This is a genomic window from Clostridioides sp. ES-S-0006-03 (assembly GCF_020662275.1).
In the GTDB taxonomy this organism is placed as follows: Bacteria; Bacillota; Clostridia; order Peptostreptococcales; family Peptostreptococcaceae; genus Clostridioides.
This window is the reverse complement of record NZ_JADGMM010000004.1, coordinates 95,130-113,587: the sequence shown is the minus strand read 5'-3', so window position 1 is coordinate 113,587 and position 18,458 is coordinate 95,130. Positions and strand designations below refer to the sequence as shown.

At 28.7% G+C, this 18,458-nt stretch carries 18 protein-coding genes; 9 read left to right on the top strand and 9 right to left on the bottom strand.

The window, feature by feature from the left end:
* Nucleotides 1-309: 309 nt before the first annotated feature.
* From IR151_RS06755 to IR151_RS06745, 3 genes are all read right to left on the bottom strand, one after another.
* Nucleotides 310-849 (bottom strand): flavodoxin family protein, encoded by a 540-nt coding sequence (locus IR151_RS06755; protein WP_227433759.1) that lies wholly within the window; start codon nt 847-849, stop codon nt 310-312.
* Nucleotides 842-1,258 carry a MerR family transcriptional regulator gene (locus tag IR151_RS06750; RefSeq protein ID WP_227433758.1) on the bottom strand — a complete coding sequence of 139 codons (417 nt, stop codon included), beginning with the start codon at nt 1,256-1,258 and terminating at the stop codon, nt 842-844. Before IR151_RS06750 ends, IR151_RS06755 begins: the two co-directional genes overlap by 8 nt.
* Before the next feature lie 210 nt (nt 1,259-1,468).
* Nucleotides 1,469-2,590 (bottom strand): aldo/keto reductase, encoded by a 1,122-nt coding sequence (locus tag IR151_RS06745; RefSeq protein ID WP_227433757.1) that lies wholly within the window; start codon nt 2,588-2,590, stop codon nt 1,469-1,471.
* A gap of 133 nt (nt 2,591-2,723) precedes the next feature.
* On the opposite strand from IR151_RS06745, the gene IR151_RS20415 reads away from it, so the two are divergent.
* Nucleotides 2,724-2,816, top strand: coding sequence for a winged helix-turn-helix transcriptional regulator (locus IR151_RS20415; protein WP_227433990.1), 93 nt, complete (start codon nt 2,724-2,726; stop codon nt 2,814-2,816).
* Nucleotides 2,817-3,056: 240 nt separating this feature from the next.
* Nucleotides 3,057-4,718 (top strand): cell wall-binding repeat-containing protein, encoded by a 1,662-nt coding sequence (locus IR151_RS06735; protein WP_227433756.1) that lies wholly within the window; start codon nt 3,057-3,059, stop codon nt 4,716-4,718.
* Between the two features lie 235 nt (nt 4,719-4,953).
* On the opposite strand, the gene IR151_RS06730 is transcribed toward IR151_RS06735, so the two are convergent.
* On the bottom strand, nt 4,954-5,817 hold the full coding sequence (locus tag IR151_RS06730; RefSeq protein ID WP_227433755.1) for a conserved phage C-terminal domain-containing protein: 864 nt from the start codon (nt 5,815-5,817) through the stop codon (nt 4,954-4,956).
* 540 nt (nt 5,818-6,357) lie between these two features.
* Here IR151_RS06730 and IR151_RS06725 point away from each other — a divergent pair.
* The 6 genes from IR151_RS06725 to IR151_RS20320 all read left to right on the top strand — a co-directional run bounded on the left by IR151_RS06725 (nt 6,358) and on the right by IR151_RS20320 (nt 12,996).
* On the top strand, nt 6,358-7,278 hold the full coding sequence (locus IR151_RS06725; protein ID WP_227433754.1) for an AraC family transcriptional regulator: 921 nt from the start codon (nt 6,358-6,360) through the stop codon (nt 7,276-7,278).
* A 90-nt stretch (nt 7,279-7,368) separates the two neighbouring features.
* Nucleotides 7,369-9,789 carry an excinuclease ABC subunit UvrA gene (locus tag IR151_RS06720; RefSeq protein WP_227433753.1) on the top strand — a complete coding sequence of 807 codons (2,421 nt, stop codon included), beginning with the start codon at nt 7,369-7,371 and terminating at the stop codon, nt 9,787-9,789.
* A complete protein-coding gene (locus IR151_RS06715) occupies nt 9,789-10,811 on the top strand; it encodes a serine hydrolase domain-containing protein (protein WP_227433752.1) in 1,023 nt (340 codons plus the stop codon). The genes IR151_RS06720 and IR151_RS06715 overlap by 1 nt, the downstream gene beginning before the upstream one ends.
* Nucleotides 10,812-10,913: 102 nt before the next feature.
* Nucleotides 10,914-11,660, top strand: a complete 747-nt coding sequence (locus tag IR151_RS06710; RefSeq protein ID WP_227433751.1) for a MerR family transcriptional regulator — start codon at nt 10,914-10,916, stop codon at nt 11,658-11,660.
* 85 nt (nt 11,661-11,745) lie between these two features.
* A complete protein-coding gene (locus tag IR151_RS06705) occupies nt 11,746-12,771 on the top strand; it encodes an MFS transporter (protein ID WP_285894941.1) in 1,026 nt (341 codons plus the stop codon).
* Between the two features lie 15 nt (nt 12,772-12,786).
* Nucleotides 12,787-12,996, top strand: coding sequence for a hypothetical protein (locus IR151_RS20320; protein WP_285894940.1), 210 nt, complete (start codon nt 12,787-12,789; stop codon nt 12,994-12,996).
* Nucleotides 12,997-13,244: 248 nt separating this feature from the next.
* On the opposite strand, the gene IR151_RS06700 is transcribed toward IR151_RS20320, so the two are convergent.
* From IR151_RS06700 to IR151_RS06690, 3 genes are all read right to left on the bottom strand, one after another.
* Nucleotides 13,245-13,661, bottom strand: coding sequence for a DUF3795 domain-containing protein (locus IR151_RS06700; protein WP_227433750.1), 417 nt, complete (start codon nt 13,659-13,661; stop codon nt 13,245-13,247).
* 238 nt (nt 13,662-13,899) lie between these two features.
* The gene (locus IR151_RS06695) at nt 13,900-14,205 is read right to left on the bottom strand and encodes a response regulator (protein WP_413927153.1); all 306 of its coding nucleotides are present in this window, start codon (nt 14,203-14,205) and stop codon (nt 13,900-13,902) included.
* A gap of 150 nt (nt 14,206-14,355) precedes the next feature.
* Complete coding sequence (locus IR151_RS06690) at nt 14,356-15,006, bottom strand: YidC/Oxa1 family membrane protein insertase (protein ID WP_227433749.1); 651 nt, start codon at nt 15,004-15,006, stop codon at nt 14,356-14,358.
* 713 nt (nt 15,007-15,719) lie between these two features.
* On the opposite strand from IR151_RS06690, the gene IR151_RS06685 reads away from it, so the two are divergent.
* Nucleotides 15,720-16,313: a nitroreductase family protein gene (locus IR151_RS06685; RefSeq protein WP_227433748.1), complete on the top strand. Its 594-nt coding sequence runs from the start codon at nt 15,720-15,722 to the stop codon at nt 16,311-16,313.
* A 105-nt stretch (nt 16,314-16,418) separates the two neighbouring features.
* Here the strand turns inward: IR151_RS06685 and IR151_RS06680 are convergent, their stop codons facing one another.
* Together IR151_RS06680 and IR151_RS06675 are read right to left on the bottom strand one after the other, a co-directional pair.
* Complete coding sequence (locus IR151_RS06680; RefSeq protein ID WP_227433747.1) at nt 16,419-17,822, bottom strand: MATE family efflux transporter; 1,404 nt, start codon at nt 17,820-17,822, stop codon at nt 16,419-16,421.
* Nucleotides 17,806-18,267, bottom strand: coding sequence for a MarR family winged helix-turn-helix transcriptional regulator (locus IR151_RS06675; RefSeq protein ID WP_227433746.1), 462 nt, complete (start codon nt 18,265-18,267; stop codon nt 17,806-17,808). The genes IR151_RS06680 and IR151_RS06675 overlap by 17 nt, the downstream gene beginning before the upstream one ends.
* Between the last annotated feature and the right edge of the window lie 191 nt (nt 18,268-18,458).

The window sequence follows — 18,458 nt, the reverse complement described above, 5'->3', positions numbered from 1 at the left end:
ATATATAATTTATTTATATTTATTTTATAATTTATTCACTTTATAAAATTAGTATTTATATTTATGATATGATAATAAAATATGAAGACTGATGCTATGGATGAAAAAACTAATTATCTAGTTTACCAATTATATACAACAAAAAGCTGTAGGTAAATTTGTTTTACACAAATCTACTTACAGCCTCTAAATGGTAGAATACATTTTAGTCTACTATTTATTTTATCAAGATTATTTTGTCTAGATTATTCTGAACTCACTCTATCAATAAAATTTAGTAAATCTGATACTCTTAAAAATCTCTCTTCACTACACTGACTTGCCCATTTCATAGGCATGATTCATTGCTACACTTTCTTTGATGTCACCTACATGCCAAGCTCCTATGCCATACACTATACCTTTTTCCTTAGCACCATTTAGACATGACGTAAATCCTCTGAATCCTTCTAATGTTCTTTCCATAGCCTGCTCACTATTGTCGGCTGCGGCAACGATGAAATAAAACTCTTTTCCAGAAATTTCAGTGTATCTCGAACAAGTTCTATCAATCATAGTTTTCATCTGTGCATTCATAGTATAAAAATAAACTGGAGTTGCCAAAACAATCACATCTGCTTTAATCATTTTTTCAAGAATTTCTTCCATGTCATCTTTTTGTGAACAGTTTCCACCTTTCTCGTAACAGACTCCACATCCTATACAATATTTAACATCCTTATCTTTTAAAAATATTTTCTCTACTTGGTTTTTAGATTCTAATGCCCCTTGCATAAATTGGTCACATAATAAATCAGAATTACCACCTTTTCTAGGGCTTGCAGACAATACAAGTACACTTTTATTCATAAGACAATACCTCCGTTCTTTGACTCTCACTATTATTTTTTAATGTTTTTTCTTTTTCAATAACTTTATCCTCGTATCCATCAATTTTACTATTTAATCGTTCTAAAGTTTTCTGCATATCTTCAATTCTTCTAGAAAGCTGATTTCGTTGTTCTATTAAAAGTTCTTTTCTCGCTTTGATAGTTTTGTTCCCTTGTTGAAACATAGTTACATATTCAATCAATGTCTCAATGGAAAGTCCTGCACTTCTCATACATTTGATGAAATTAACCCACTCACAATCTTTTTCTGTAAAAGACCTAATTCCACTCTTATTTCTATTTACAGGTGGTATTAAACCAATTCGTTCATAATATCGTAAAGTATCTGCTGAAAGTTCGTATTTTCTACTTACTTCTGAAATTGTCATACAAATCCTCATCCTTTCTTGATACTGTATAATTTAAAATCGGATTAAATAGTTTAACTGATATTTCATTAACTTCGACTTTTCTATATAACATTAATTATTTTACTTATATTTCATTAACTTCAACTTTTCTATATAACATTAATTATTTCACTTATACTTAATTAACTTCAAGTTCTTTATATATCATTAATTATTTTATAGTAGCAATTATTTTTCAAATATTTCTGCTACATTCTTTAGAGATTCTACAATTTTGATATGTTGTGGACAATTTTTTTCACACTGTTTACATCCAATACAATCTGATGCTTTTCCATAAGTTTTAGTGTAGTTATTATAATAAACCATTTGTGTTGAAAATCCAGTATTAAGAGCTTGCTTTTCTGCATTGTATAAAGCAAAATAGTTTGGAATAGCGATATTTTTTGGACATCCTTCTACGCAATACTGGCAAGCAGTACATGGAACTGCAATTGCTTCATTTATAATTTCCACCGCTTCATTTATAACATCATATTCTTCCTGTACAAATGGTTCAAAATTTTGCATATAACCTGTGTTGTCTAATAGTTGTTCCATATTTGACATTCCACTTAAAACCATCATGACATTATCTTTACTTGCTGCAAAACGAATTGCCCATGATGGCACTGACATATCTGGATTATAATCGTTAAATAATTTTTCTGCTCTTTCTGGTATTTTTGCTAGTGTACCACCTTTTACTGGTTCCATAACTATAACAGGTTTATTGTGTTTCTTTGCTACTTCATAACACTTTCTAGATTGTATGCTTTCATTATCCCAATCTAAATAATTAATTTGTAACTGCACAAAATCTACTTCTGGATGCTCATTCAATACTTTGTCTAATAGTTCTGCACTATCATGAAAAGAAAAACCAATATTTTTTATTTTTCCTTCTTTTTTCTTTTCTTCAATAAACTTGAAACTGTCAAATTTTTTAGCTATTTCATAATGTGATACACCAATGTTATGTAAAAGATAATAATCAAAATAATCTACACCACATTTTTCTAACTGTTCATTAAAAATAGGCTCCTGCTCTTCTTTTGTTTTTAAAGCCATTAGTGGTAGTTTTGTAGCTACTGTAAAACTTTCTCTTTTATGTCTCTTTACTAGAGATTCTCTAAGTGCTATTTCACTTTTACCCATATGGTATACATATGCTGTATCAAAATATGTGAATCCTCTCTCTAAAAAAGTATCAACCATATTATTTAAGTAATCCATATCAATACTTGTAGCATCATTTTCGTCTTTTATTGGTAAACGCATTAACCCAAACCCTAATTTTTTTTGTTCCATTGTCCTGCTTCCCCCTTTATGTATTCTCTACTTTAATTTATGTTTTTAAATATTTATAAATTTTCTATAATTATACTTTACTACTTAGAGTTAACTTCAAGTCAATAGTTTTTTTATTTTTTAATTAAATACTATAAAAATTTATCAAGAAATTCCACCTAAAGTAGAATATTTCCTAACAGATTTAGGAATAAACTTTGTCCCTGTTTTAGAACACATGAAATAATGGGGAAAAACCTATTTATCAAATGATAAAAATAATCCATCCTGATTTACATATATTCAATATCGAAAACATTTTCCCAAAGATTTATGATACAATGTTAAATAGTAAAATAAAAGCTTTATATTGAATACTCTTATCTGTTAATTTTAAAATGTTACATTTAATAGTAACTTGATTTTAAGATTATATTTTACTAGTTCATACTAAATAATAAAATATAAGGATTGTGAGGTAAAAAATATGAATAAGAAAAACTTAGCTATATTAGTGGCAGGTATGATGTTTTTTTCTAGCTCTTCAGTAATCTTTGCAAACAACATAACAAAGCAAGAAAGATTAATAGGTAAAACAAGATATGAAACGGCTGTAGAAGTGAGTAAATTAGGATGGGTTCAATCAAAAGTAGCAATTATAGTCAATGGCAACTCTATTCAAAGTGCACTTTGTGCAAATCCTTTTGCTAAATTAAAAAATGCTCCTATACTATTAGTAAATGATAATAGTATAGAAAGTTCAACTAAAACTGAACTTAAAAGACTTGGCGTAGATAATGTATATATAGTGGACAGTGGAAATAGTATATCTAATAAAGTAGAAAATGAAATAAAATCACTCAACATAAAGGTAAATAAAATAGTAGGAAATAATATCTATGAAATGTCTACAAATTTACTTAAAGAAATAGATAAAATAAAAAAAGTGGAAAATGTAGCAGTTGTAAATGGATTAAAGGGGTTATCTGATGCTGTTAGCATAGCTTCTCCATCAGCAATACATAATATGCCTATAATACTAGTATCAGAGGAAAACAGCAATAATAGCAGTATAAATTTCTTAAACAATAGGTCTATAAAAAAATCTTATATAGTTGGTGGAAATAAGATTTTATCAGACAATACAGTAAAAAAATATCCGAATAAAGAAAGAATCAGTGGTTCAGATAGAAACAATACCAATGCCAAAATTATTGAACAATTTTACAAAACCAAAAGTATAAAAAATGTGTTTGTTACTAAAGATGGTATGAACAAGGAAAATGCACTAGTAGACGCATTATCAATAGGAGTATTGGCAGCCAAAGAAAATTCTCCTGTAATAATATCTAATGGCACTCTTGTAAACAGCCAAAAAGATTTTATTAACAATAAAGACATAAAAGAAGTAACACAAGTTGGCGGAGGTGATAACCAAAAAGCATTTGAGGATATCTTAAAGCTAAAAAATGTCGATATAAGAAATAAAACTAAAAAAATATCTTTAATTGAAGCTAAGGAAATATTAAAAAAAGCTGTTCCAGAAAGTAATGTTTTAGTTTGTTACTACGACCAAGATGATAATAAATACGACAGTAAGGTTATAAAGGATAATATTGTATATGAAGTAGAAATAGATGCCTACTCTGGTAAAATAATAGAAATTGAAAAAGATGATGATATAAATAATAATTTAGGTGTCAAAAATATATCTTTAGATAAAGCTAAATCTATAATACTAGATGCCATTCCTAATAGTAATTTAATATACTGTAAATATGATGCTGACGATAATGAATATGAGGCTAAAGTTGTAAAAGATAATAAAACATATGAAATAGAGATAAATGCATTTGATGGAAGAATTATAGATATTGATATGGACGATGATTATGATGATAATGATTATGATGACTTTGATAATAATCACAATAATAGTGATTCTAATAACAATAACTCTATAATTAGCATTGAAAAAGCTAAGTCAATAATGCTAAACAAAGTACCTGGTGGTAAAATAGTAAAATTTGAATATGATAAAGATGATAAAGAATATGAAGGCGAAATAATAAAGGGAAATAATGAATATGATATAACAATCAGTGCAATCACTGGAAAAATATTAGAATATGAAGTTGATACAGTATAGTATATAACTCTAATGATATAGTTTATAAAAATTTTCTTATTTATTACTGTAATTTAAATTTTATATTACTGGAATTTTAAAAATTCCAGTAATATTTTTTATTATTAATAACACTAATAATCCTATTTTCTATACATATAATATATCTGAACATAAACTATATCTAAATTTTAGATTTTTCATAATATCTATTCTAGTATATCTCTTATCCACTTATATCTCTTATCCACTATAATCACTTTTTATTTAAGTAAGTCTTGAATTCATGACTAAATAGAATCTCTGGCTTTATATCCACTAGCGTAGGAGTCTCCTTCCAGCTCTTCACTCTTGATTCTATAACTTTATAAAAATCTTCTAAGCTATGGCCTTCTTTTCTTCTTTCAGCTATAAGTTTATTATCTGTTTCTGAATCAAACCTAAAACTTTCCCCTGACTCTTTATTTAACTTTTTTATAATATTTTCATAAATACTTTCTATATAACAGTATTCCTCTTCCACATCAGTATTTTTCTTGGAGTTCTTTTTTAATAACTCTTTTTTTAAATTTTTTTTTAATAATTCTTTTTTCTTTGTTACATCTTCTGTTTCATCTACAGTATGAAATTCTGGGTCATAACCCCATTGTCTATACTCTTTATCTACATAGCTATACATATTGGTATCACTGGCCTTATCTTTGTCATACTTATATTCATGTTTTGATACCTTTTGGCTACTATTATTTGTTTCATTAATATTTTCTAATATATCTTCAAAAAAACTTCTACGTTTCTTTATTACACCTGTATCATTACTTTCAGAGCATATATAACTATATACAGAGCAACAATTTCCCTTCACTCCTCGACTTATTAGTCTCAATATTCCTAAATCTATAAATTCATTTACAAGCCTACTTATTGTAGATATTGATAAATCAAGGTCAGATGCAGCCTTTCTTACAGTCATCATAAACTGTCCCCTTGGTAAAGTTCCCCTTAATCTTTGTATGTTTTCTTTTCTCATTATATAGTGATTAAACCTTATTTTGTTTACATCACTTCGCTCGTTAAAATATAATACTGCTGAATTTAATTGATAAAAACCATTGTTCATATTCTTATTCCCCCAATTCAAATAAATAGTTGTTTGTAAGTATTTTTGTATTTCTTAATAATTTATTAGATGATTATATTTTATTAAAAATCATTCTTCTATATTTTTCATTTTAAAGTTTTAAAGGCTCTATGTTAATAGATGAGATTTAACTTTTTTATTTAAACAATAAATTTAATAATTTTTTTAATATAAATATTTTATTATTTAGTAAACATTTTCTTAAAATTGATATATTGTTCTTAGTATCAAAGTTTACAACCCTACTAGATATTAAGTTTTTGTCTATGTTATAGTCTCTAACTTTATATAAATGTATAATCAAATATACAATCTAAAAATATATCACTATGTTATACTAAGTGTTACAAAGTAAGATAGAAATTCTCTTATAATATAAATTGTTGTTATATATAAGAAAAACTCCTAATAAAAAATCTATTTAACATTTTTTTACTTTAAATTTCACATACTCAACGCTTTATTTACTATAAATAAGGGTATTTAAAATATATATTTTTACAATAAGGAGGTATACTTATGACCGATTCCCAAATTAAAAAAGAATACTTACGTCGTATTTGCAAAGTACAAGACTACATAGAAGAGCATTTGTATGATTCTCTTTCTCTTGAAGAGCTTTCTAATATAGCAGGTTTTTCAAAGTTTCATTTTCATAGAATTTTCAAAGCGATAGAAAAAGAAACATTGTCACAGTATGTAAATAGGTTAAAACTAGAAGGAGCCACTTCTTTTCTTATTCATCGTACTGATATGACAGTTACTGATATTGCACATTATTTCGGTTTTACTGATTCCGCAGTTTTTTCGCGAGCCTTCAAAAATTATTATAAGATAAGCCCTATAAAATATAGAAACAATTATAGCAAGAATTGCAAAGAACCATATAAAATTTCTCAGTATAATAGACACATATCAAAACTTAAATCTAAAAATAAGAGAGAGGTTAAGGGAGAAATTGAAATCTTAGAACTTGATAATGTAAATACAGCTTATATTAGATACACTGGGTCATATGGAAATTTGGCCAGTCACTTTCCAAAGATTGTAGAAAAACTCTTTGATTATGCAAATGAGCAGAATCTAATTGAACTTGAAAAGACAAAGATATTAGCTATTTATCATGATAATCCTCAATTTACACAAGAACATCATTTGAGGACTAGTATTTGTATGACAATTCCAGATAATATTGTTGTCAAAGAAAATAGCGACCTTGGCAATATTACAATACCTTCTGGGAAATATCTGGTGGGACATTTTAGTATTTTTCAAGATGAATATAGTGATGCTTGGGATTTTATGTATAATGAATGGCTATCAAATGATGAGCATAAACTACGTAATTCTTTTCCTTTTGAAGTATATCTTAATGACCCAAATAGTCACCCACAAAATAAACATATAGTTGATATATATTTACCTATAGAGCCTTTTTAATACTATGATTTCGCTTAACCTCTTCTTATATTAATGATTAAAACATACTAATTTTATAGTTTGATAAAATTAATAAAATGAGGTGAATTAATGAAAGAAATAAAAATCAAAGGTGCAAAAATACATAACCTAAAAAATATAAATATCTCTATCCCCAAAAATAAGCTTGTAGTTGCAACAGGTGTTAGTGGTTCAGGTAAATCCAGTCTTATGTTCGATATTGTATTTGAGGAAGGGCGTAAACAGTACTTACAGTCCTTAGGCATACTTTCAGGCATTGATAATGAGAATAAATTTGACAATATTCAAGGATTAGCTCCTACTATAGCTGTTAAACAAAATATCATCCGTCAGAGTAATCCTCGTTCAACAGTAGGTACTAGAACCAATATTATTAGTATGCTTACACTATTATATGCAGGAGAAGGACAAGTAATATGTTCTGCGTGTAACACTCCTGTAGACAACAATCTTATTTGTAATAATTGTGGTAATAAAGAAGAACGCTTAAGACCAAGTTATTTCTCATATACCTCTTCAGATGGAATGTGTATGAAATGTTCTGGACGTGGAGCATACTTTGAGATTAATATTGAAAAACTTATCTTGGATAAGCGCACTACCCTAAAAAAAGTTTTGGATAGAGCCCAAATCACACCAGGATATTTGAGAGTGTTATCTAAAAAATTCAAAGATTACTTAGATATACCATTCTTACAATTGCCTGAGGAAGTACAAAACGAGGTACTATATGGTCACTATGAAAATGGAAAACAAAGTTCTTCTTTAGCAAAAGTACTTCATGGTCGTCACCAAAGAGGTGAAGACTTAAATGGTATTTATAGCATGACTACTTGTTCTGAGTGCCATGGTTTTAAAATTGGTGAAGAAGCACGCCAAGTTTTATTAAATGGAAAGCATATTGGTGAACTTGGAAAGATGAGCATTTTAGAAGTTCATGAATTCCTAAAGTCATTATTGAATCAAGACAAACTAACTATTCTAGGTAAAAATTTAATAGCTGATATTTTAATTAAGACAAATAATCTAATAAAGGCACGACTAGGTCATCTGTCCTTATACAGAGAGATGTCAACTTTAAGTGGTGGAGAAATACAAAGGCTATTTTTAAATTCTCACCTTGATTCAGAGATGGACTCATTAATTTACGTACTTGACGAACCAACTGCGGGATTACATGAATCCGAAAAAATCGACATTCTAAAATCCATTAAAGATTTAAAAGATTTAGGTAACACTGTCATTGTAGTTGAACACGACAAAAATACAATTAATATGGCAGAACATATTATTGATATAGGGCCAAAAGCTGGTATTGAAGGTGGACAATTAATATATCAAGGAGATTTAGAAGGTCTACTTAAGTCAAATGAATCAATTACTGGACAATATATCTCAGGAAAATACTCCATGCCTACTAGAACATCATCTAAAAATATTACGGACATTGAAAAAATGCATTGTATAGTTGTTCAAAATGCAAGTACAAATAATCTTAAAAACATTACTGCATCATTACCTTTAGGTGCTATGGTTGGAATAGCTGGAAAATCTGGTAGTGGAAAAAGTTCCCTTATATCAGATACATTACTCCCTCTTCTTAGAAGTTACTTCAACAATCAAGCAAGTAATAATAAAACCACTATTAAAGAAAATGAAGTAAGTAATGAGGATGATTATACAATTGTAGAAACTATTGCTGATAAATTAAGTGGTACACAATATATCTCTGGATATTCAGAAATATCTCAAACTCCTATTGGTAGAAATATGAACTCAACTCCTGCCTCTTATATTGGGATATGGGATAAGATACGTGTTTTATTTGCAGGTCAACCAGAATCAATAAAACAAAATTTCACTGCTGGGCATTTTTCATTCAATTCAAAAGGTGCTTGTCCTAAGTGTAGTGGTAGTGGATATGAAAAAATCTGGTTGGGAAATAATTTAAGTATGGACAGTATATGTAATGAGTGTCATGGAAAAAGATTTAATGATGAATCCCTATCCATTAAATATAAGAATAAAAATATCTATGATGTCTTAAATATGAGTGTATCTGAAGCTGTTGTTTTTTTTGAAGATACTCCAAATATTGTTTCACACTTAAAAGTACTAGAACAAATTGGTATGGGTTATATAAAACTAGGTCAACCTACCCCTACTTTAAGTGGTGGAGAATCTCAAAGAATCAAGCTTGCAAAAGAGATTGGTAAAAAACGAAAAGGCAATATCCTCTATGTGTTGGATGAACCCACTACTGGTCTAAGTCTGTATGATACTGCTAAACTAATTCAATTGTTGGATGAATTAATCGAAAATGGAAATTCTGTAATTGTTGTTGAACATGATATAGAAGTTCTAAATACTTGTGACTGGATTATTGAACTTGGTCCAGAAGGAGGAGACAAAGGCGGATATATCATTGCAGAGGGTTCTCCTCAACAACTAAAAGAAAACTCAAAGTCTATAACAGGGAGGTATTTATAATGGATAAAGGTTACTGCTTAGATTTGAAATTTGAAAATATAGACCCTTCAAGTGTTGGAATGGATTCAAAAAAACTTTCACAGCTTGAACCTTTAATAATCTCACAATATAGCAATATAAACGCAATAATCATAGCGAGAAGAGGAAATATCGTCTTTGAAAAATATTATAATGGTTATAATGCTGACGATACTTTTCATGTTGCATCTGTCACAAAAAGTATCATATCAGCCCTAATTGGTATCGCAATAGACAAGGGTTATATAAAGGATGTTGAGCAAAAAGTTGTTGATTTTTTTCCTGAATATAATTGTAGCCCTGCTGATATATACAAAAAAGCAGTAACTATACGCCACTTGCTTACGATGACTGCACCATACCCTTTTAAAAATACAACTGAATCATTAGAGAGACTTTCTAAACAACGAGATTGGGTAAAATATGCCCTAAATCAACTTGGTCAAAACAAAAACATTGGAACTTTCAAATATTCTTCAGCTGGAGTTCACCTACTTTCAGCTATTATTACAAATACTACAGGAAAGTGTGCTCGTGAGTTTGCTAATGAACATCTATTCAAACCTATTGGTATGAGAGAAATACCCGATTATGATATAGAAAATTTTGATTTTGAAGATTTATTTGGAAAAAATCTTAAAGGTTGGGCAAAAGACAGGCAAGGTAATACTGCTGGTGGCTGGGGACTTACATTGAGTGCCAGAGATATGTTACGATTTGGTTCTCTGTATTTAAATGATGGTATTTGGAATAATAAATGTATTATATCTAAATCATGGATTGAAGAATCAACCAAAATGAATTCCAATGAGTATGGTTATCTATGGTGGCTATGTGAAGAAGATGGAACTCTTTGGTATTCAGCAATGGGAGCTGGAGGAAATGCCATCTGTTGTATACCAAAGTACGATTTGGTTATAGCAATACCATCTAAGATAGTTTTTAAACCTCGTGATAGATGGCAGCTTATTAAAAAACATATACTTACTTCTATAATAGAATAGTTGTATATGGAATGATTATAACAACCCTCCACTATAACACCAGACTTTCGTTTAGTGATATTATTGTTGATGCTATATACACACAAGAGGAGTTGAATATAAATGAATACCTACACAACATCAGAAATAGCAGATTTAATTGGTATACATCCTAATACAGTACGTTTATATGAAGAACTTGAACTAATACCTAAACCTAAGCGTAATCCTAATGGCTATCGTATTTTTAACGATTTTCATATAGAGCAATTTAAATTTGCTCGTACAGCCTTAAAAATTGAAGTTACGCAAAGAGGATTGAGAAAAAATGCAATTGAGATTGTCAGAACATCAGCAAATAAAGATTTTGACAAAGCTATTTCTCTTGTTAGTCATTATTTACAACAATTAGAAATAGAAAAATCAAATGCTGAGGAAGCAATCAATATTGTTAAAGAAATTTTAAATGGAAACACACAAGAGACAGACAAGTTATTTTTAACTAGAAAAGAAACCTCAGAATACTTAAAGGTTACAATAGATACTTTAAGAAATTGGGAAATGAACGGGTTGTTAAAAGTAAAAAGAAAGCAAAATGGTTATCGTGTATATACTGATGAAGATATAAAGCGCCTTAAAATTATTAATTCGTTACGCTCTGCAAACTATTCTCTTTCAGCTATTTTAAGAATGTTAAATGCTTTGTCTTGTAATCCCAATGCTAATATTAAAACTGTTATTGACACTCCAAAAGACGATGATGAAATTATCTCAGTATGTGACAAATTGATAACCTCATTGAAAGAGGCGGAATACAACGCAAAAACAATGAAATCTCATCTTCAAAGCATGAAAGAACAATTTTCTTAACCCTCCACTCTAACTCCATACTTTGATTTGTGTGTTATTCTTAAGAGCAAGAAAAATTAAACACACAAATCAAAGGAGGAATAGAATGGAAAACAAAAATACTCATTTTACATGGAAGCAAAAAATCCTTACCTTTTTAGTGAGCCAATATATTTCCCTATTTGGTTCATCACTTGTACAGATGGCAATGATATGGTATATCACACTTCAAACGTCATCAGGCATATGGGTAACAATCTTAACCGTATGCTCCTTCATACCACAAATGCTAATATCTTTTTTGGCAGGTGTATGGGCAGATTACTATAATCGAAAAATACTCATCATTGTATCTGATGCTATAATCGCTGCTTCTACACTAATACTACTTATGCTTATGATGTCAGGAATTAAAGGAGAAAATGAATTAATCGCAATTGCTGTTGTATCTATTATTCGTTCTTTAGGAAGTGGTGTACAGACACCTGCTGTAAATGCACTGATTCCTCAACTTGTGCCAGAGGAACACTTAATGCGTTTTAATGGTATAAATGGCAGTATTCAATCTATAGTTCAATTTATAGTTCCTATTGTATCCGCAGCAATTCTTGGTCTAGGAAATAAAATATCTCAAGTACTTTTACTTGATATTATTACTGCAATTATTGCTATTGTATTACTCTGCTTCATTAAAATACCTAAACATAATATAATAAAACAAACTGAAAAAGTATCATTTTTAGCAGACATGATATCTGGAATAAAATACTCTTTTTCGGATAAATTTATTAGAAAAGTAGTTTTTACTTATGGCGCTTTCATTTTTCTTTGTGTACCATCAGGCTTTCTTATAGGATTATTGATTGAGCGTACATTTGGTAAGGGGTATATTTATCTATCTATTATTGAAATGATTGGCTTTTCAGGTATGGTTCTAGGTGGATTAGTTATAGGAATATTTGGTGGCTTTAAAAATCGAAATAAGACATTTTTCTTGGCAATGTTATCTTATGCTATCTTTTCTATTATTTTGGGGTCTGTTACACAAGCTTGGCAATTTTTCATATTCATGTTTTTTACCAGTTTTTCAATCCCAATTATTCAAGCAACAGCTATGACCATGTTGCAATAACATGTAGTACCAGAAATGCAAGGTCGTGTATTGGGCTTACCTACTATTATATATACTGGTCTTATACCTCTTGGGATGATACTCTTTGGACCACTTGCTGATATGGTATCTATTAATTTCTTGATTATTGTTTCAGGTGTAATAATTGCATTTTTTGCTTTATCTATTCCTTATTCAGGACAATTTTATAAGCAAGGCATCTTTAAATCAAAAGAAATTAAATAATATGCTAAAGAAACTAAGTAATATACTAAAAAAATTAAGTAATACACTAAATAAACTAGGTAATATACTAGATAAATTTTAATTGTTCTATTTTGATTTTTATACATAATACACTAAGATAGTTTTAATCACTACGATAGTTTTAATTAACCTAGTTCAAATTTTATAGACCTCCGTTTCATTTACATATTCATTTTCATCAAGAATTAAATGAAACGGAGAAAAGCTATATGTCAATAAGGCTATTATTATTTTGATTCCTTTTTAGCATGACACTCAGAACATTCAGAGTCATGTAAAGAAATAATGCCACCACAATAAATACAAGTCCATTTTTTTAATTCTGCTTCCATCAAAGTAGTTATTCCAGACTCTTTAGCTAAAATATTATTTTTTATAAGGCTCTCTTCGTATCTTTTATTGTAACTTTTTTCCAAGTTTTTGACCAATTTGCATGGAAATTTTTCACACTCAAAACAGTATGTAATCTTTTCTATCTTTGTACACTCTTTTATATTACACTTTCTGCAATGTTCTGGTTTCCCCAAGTCACCTGCATAACATCCCTGACAAGGTTTCTTTGAATAACAATGTTTATAACAGACTTTACAGTTCATCCCACAGGGAGCAAACATAATATTTTCAATCTTATTGGGCATTTTCATAATACATTATTCCTTTCTATAATATTCTTAATTATTGAGTCTTCTTAATTCTTTAACTACTCTACTTTAACTACATTTAAGGCTTACATCTTCCCCACTATACCATGTTGAAAATAAAATATTTCTCCTATTCTTGATAAAAAGCTTCTCTATACTCCTAAATCTGTGATTATTGAAATCATGAAGTTTTTGAACAATCTTTTTATAAAAAATCATTTTAATGAGATACTCTCATACATCATAACATTTTATAATCATCAGCCCCATACTCATAGCCTTTTAATTTATCTTCTTCTTCACCTTTAGCTGTCAACATAATAATAGGTATATTAGTCATTTCACGTGAAACTCTACATACTGAGAATCCATCTAAATATGGCATCATAATATCCAATATCATTAAATCTATATCATTATTCTTCACTATTGTAAGTGCTTCTACTCCATCATCAGCAGTTATGCAAGTATATCCTCCTTTTTGCATATATTCTACAATGATATCTTGCATTCTTTTTTCATCTTCTACTACTAATATTTTAGCCATTATTATTTTATCATCTCAGTTTTTTAACTTTATTTTAGTTTATATTAATTTATTTTATAACTATTTTTTAGAAAATAATATGTTTATAAAAATAGCCTGCCAACTTTGATTCATGTTGGCAGGCTAAGAATTTATAAAATACTTATTATATTATTTTAATACTAGTTTATTTTTTTGATTAAAATATATTCTAAAGCAAATCTCTTCAATTAATGCATAAATTGCACTTGTTATAAAATATAGACCTAGGGCTACTGGAGTTCTAACAGTTATTATAAGACTCGTTATAGTAGTCATTATAATCGTTTGTTTATTAAATGTTCTTTGAGAACTCACCTTAAAATATGGTATATAATTTATTAAATTTGGAGCTAGCATAGTTAATGTGTATATACAAGGTAGTATAAATAAATTATCAGCTGTATTTAAATTAGCAATCCAAGGAATTATAACTGTTGTAAATCCCTTTGGCATGTTTAAGCATACATGATACAGTGCATATATTACTGGCATTTGTAGTAAAATTGTGGAACACCCAATCATACTCTTCATACTTTCCACAGAGTGCATCTGTAGTTGCTTTTCAAGTTCTTTAGCATTATCCTTATATTTTTCTTTTATATGTTCCATCTTTTCTGCCAATTCTTGTTGTTTTTTCATAGAAAATCTTTGTTTTAATGACAATGGCATTAGCATCAACTTTACTATTAAAGTTATAAGTACTATTGCAATCCCAAAATCTCCTGTAAAACTAAATAATATATTTAATACCTCTTGTAGTATATTTGAAATGAAATCCATTCTATTCTCTCCTTTTATTTTAAATTCTTGAACTGTAATAGAATCATTTCAAATTAAAATATACTATAATACCTCCAAATATCATATTTTTGAAAAACAATATAATGCTTAGGCAATCTTTTTTCAGAATATGTAAATCTATTTATAAATATGTTTTTCCTTAAAACATATTTAATTTTATGATATAAGAGGTCTTTACAAAAGTAAATTATGCATCCAAGGATAGATACTAATAATGTCATATAAATTAGTATATATAACAGATTATCCATATCAAATCTCATTACATCACCTCATAAGTATTTATGTTTATGTTTATGTTTATGTTTATGTTTATGTTTATGTTTAAATAATTATAGTATGTTAATCTCTTAATGTCAATATTTTTATACACTATCTATGCTATCCATCCACACCTAAAAGAGTGGACTTTCTGCACTAGGTTGTAAATATACAAGTACTAATACCTTGATAAAGCTACATTAAATTTTCAGTGTTATTTTTACCAGAATTCTCATGCTCTACTTCTAAAGACAATGACTTTTTTCTAAATTAATGATAAAATAATTAAAACAATTCTTCTATATGTGAATATGTTTTTTGTAAACATAACGTAAATAGATTTTATATAAATAGATTTTTAAAACTAATATAATCTTTTAAATAAAAACCTTACTTGGAAAAATTAACAAAAATAAATGGAGGTTACTATAATGATAAGCGATTCTATATCGAAAAGACGTAGCATTAGAAAATATAAAAATCAAAATATTTCACATGAAACTATAGAAAAAATAATTGAAGCTGGAATAGATGCACCTTCATCTAAAAATAGACAACCATGGAAATTTATTGTTGTCACTGAAAAAGAAAAAGAATCTATGCTTAGAGCTATGAGCAAAGGTATTCAAAATGAAATTGATAACAATGGACTTCTTCCAGAAAGTCGTCAACATATTGCAGGAGCAAATTATACTGTTGAAATTATGAAACAAGCTCCCATAACAATTTTTATTTTAAACAAGTTGGGAAAATCACCTTTAGAAAACTTATCTGCTGAAGAACGTTTTTATGAAATGGCAAACATACAATCAATCGGAGCTGCAATTCAAAATATGTCTCTTACAGCTGTAGAATTAGGTTTAGGTAGTCTTTGGATTTGTGATGTGTACTTTGCATATTGTGAATTATGTGAGTGGTTAGATACAGATAGTCAATTGGTTGCAGCAATATCGTTAGGTTATCCTGATGAACAACCAGCAAAAAGACCTAGATTAAAGTTAAATGATGTAACTGAATGGAGATAAATAACTATTTATAATTAAAATATGGTAAGTAAATTCAATAAAAACAATTTACTTACCATAAAAAATAATTTGATTACTATGCTGTTAGAACTATTGAAGATTATCTTATACCTCTACAATCTCCTTATGATTACTCACTACTTTATTTTGCTTTATAGTCAGTGATTTCATTTCATGAATTGCAAAATATATGCATACCATTGCAGCAGCGGCATCCGCTATTGGCCCCGCATACATTACTCCATCAATACCCATAAACATTGGTAAAATCACTATTAATGGAATTAAAAACAGAATCTGACGAGTCAAAGAAGTAAAAAGTCCCAGTACTGATTTCCCAATTGATGTAAAGAAAGTTGATGATACTATTTGAACACCATTTATAAATGTTAAGAACAAGAAAGTTCTAAAATAATGTTCTGCAAATATAAAGTAAGTTTCATTCCCATTACCAAATATAGATGTAATTTGTCGTGGGAAGAATTGGAAGCATAAGAATGCAATAACAGATATAACAGTTGCACTTCCTACTGCTAACTTATATGCTTCTTTTACACGATTATATTTTTCAGCTCCATAATTGTATCCTATAATTGGTTGCATCCCTTGTGATATACCAATAATTATAGATATAAAAATCATATTTACTTTAATAATGATACCAACACAAGCAAGTGGAATTTCACTTCCATAAACTGACCTAGCTCCGTAATATGCCAACGTATTATTCATAACTATTTGTGTTACAGTCATTGCTAATTGATTAAAACATGAACTTGAACCTAGCGCAAATATATGTTTATAAATTATACTTTCTAATTTAAAACTTTTCTTATGTAGTTTAATATGTTGAAAATTCATTACATAATAAACACTAAAGCCAAAAGATATAAGTTGACCAATAACAGTAGCTAAAGCAGACCCAGCAATTCCCATATCAAGCACAAATATGAATAGTGGATTTAAAATTGTGTTAATAACTGCTCCTACCAACATACAAAACATAGAAGCTTTTGGTTTTCCATCAGCAAGTATCAACTTACTCATTCCAGTAGACATTATAAGAAATGGCAATCCAATTGATGTAATCTTTGTGTATGTGTGTGCATAAGGTAATATTTCTGATGTGGAACCAAAGAATTTCAATAGTGGTGTTAAAAATATTGATACTATTATAAACAAACTTATTCCAAAGATAGCCATTAGACAAATAGAATTTCCCGCTGATTTTGTAGCTTTTTCTGAATTTTTAGCACCTAATTCTAATGAGCACTTAGATGCTCCACCAATACCTAATAATAAAGCAATTGCAGTACATATTGTTGTTAGTGGAAAGCTAACATTTGTAGCAGCATTACCTAACACTCCAACACCTTGCCCGATAAAAATTTGGTCAACTATGTTATATAACGCACTTACTAACATTGCTATAATGCTAGGTATTGCATACTTAGTCAATAATTTTGAAACTTTCTCATACTCCAATGGTTCTTTATATTTTTCTTCCATCTTCCTTCGCCTCCAATTTTGCTTCTTCATTCATATCAATAGCTATAAAAGCAGTCTTTTTTAACATTGACATGAACAACTCTTGCTCTTCTTTTTTAAATGAACTTAACAATTCCTCTACATATCCATTCGTTATTTTTATTATTTCATCATAACATGCCAAAGATTTTTCTGTAGGATACAGATGCCATGTTCTTTTATCTTTAACACTTGGTTCTCTAGTGATAAACCCTTCTTTTTCTAGGTTTGCCAAAGCTCTTGTTATATTACTAGGATTTACAAGAATTCTTTTAAATATAGTATCCTGTGTAATACCTGGATTACTACATATGTGTAATACATAAAAATATTGGCTATTATTAATTCCAATATCAGCCAATTTCCTATCAATATAGTTTGCGTTATATCTATTTATAATGGAAACCCATTTTAATAGCTCTCTCATGTTCTCTCCTTAATATTGTTATTTATATTTTTGTTGCGAGCGCAACAATCTATTTGCTCATGCAATTATTTTACTGCTAAATTTACACTTTGTCAATAGTTCCTAATTCTTAATTCCTTTTAAGCTTTCATGTCAATGTGACATAATATAGTAAATTAGACAAGATGCAAATCCACAGAATTAAAATTAAA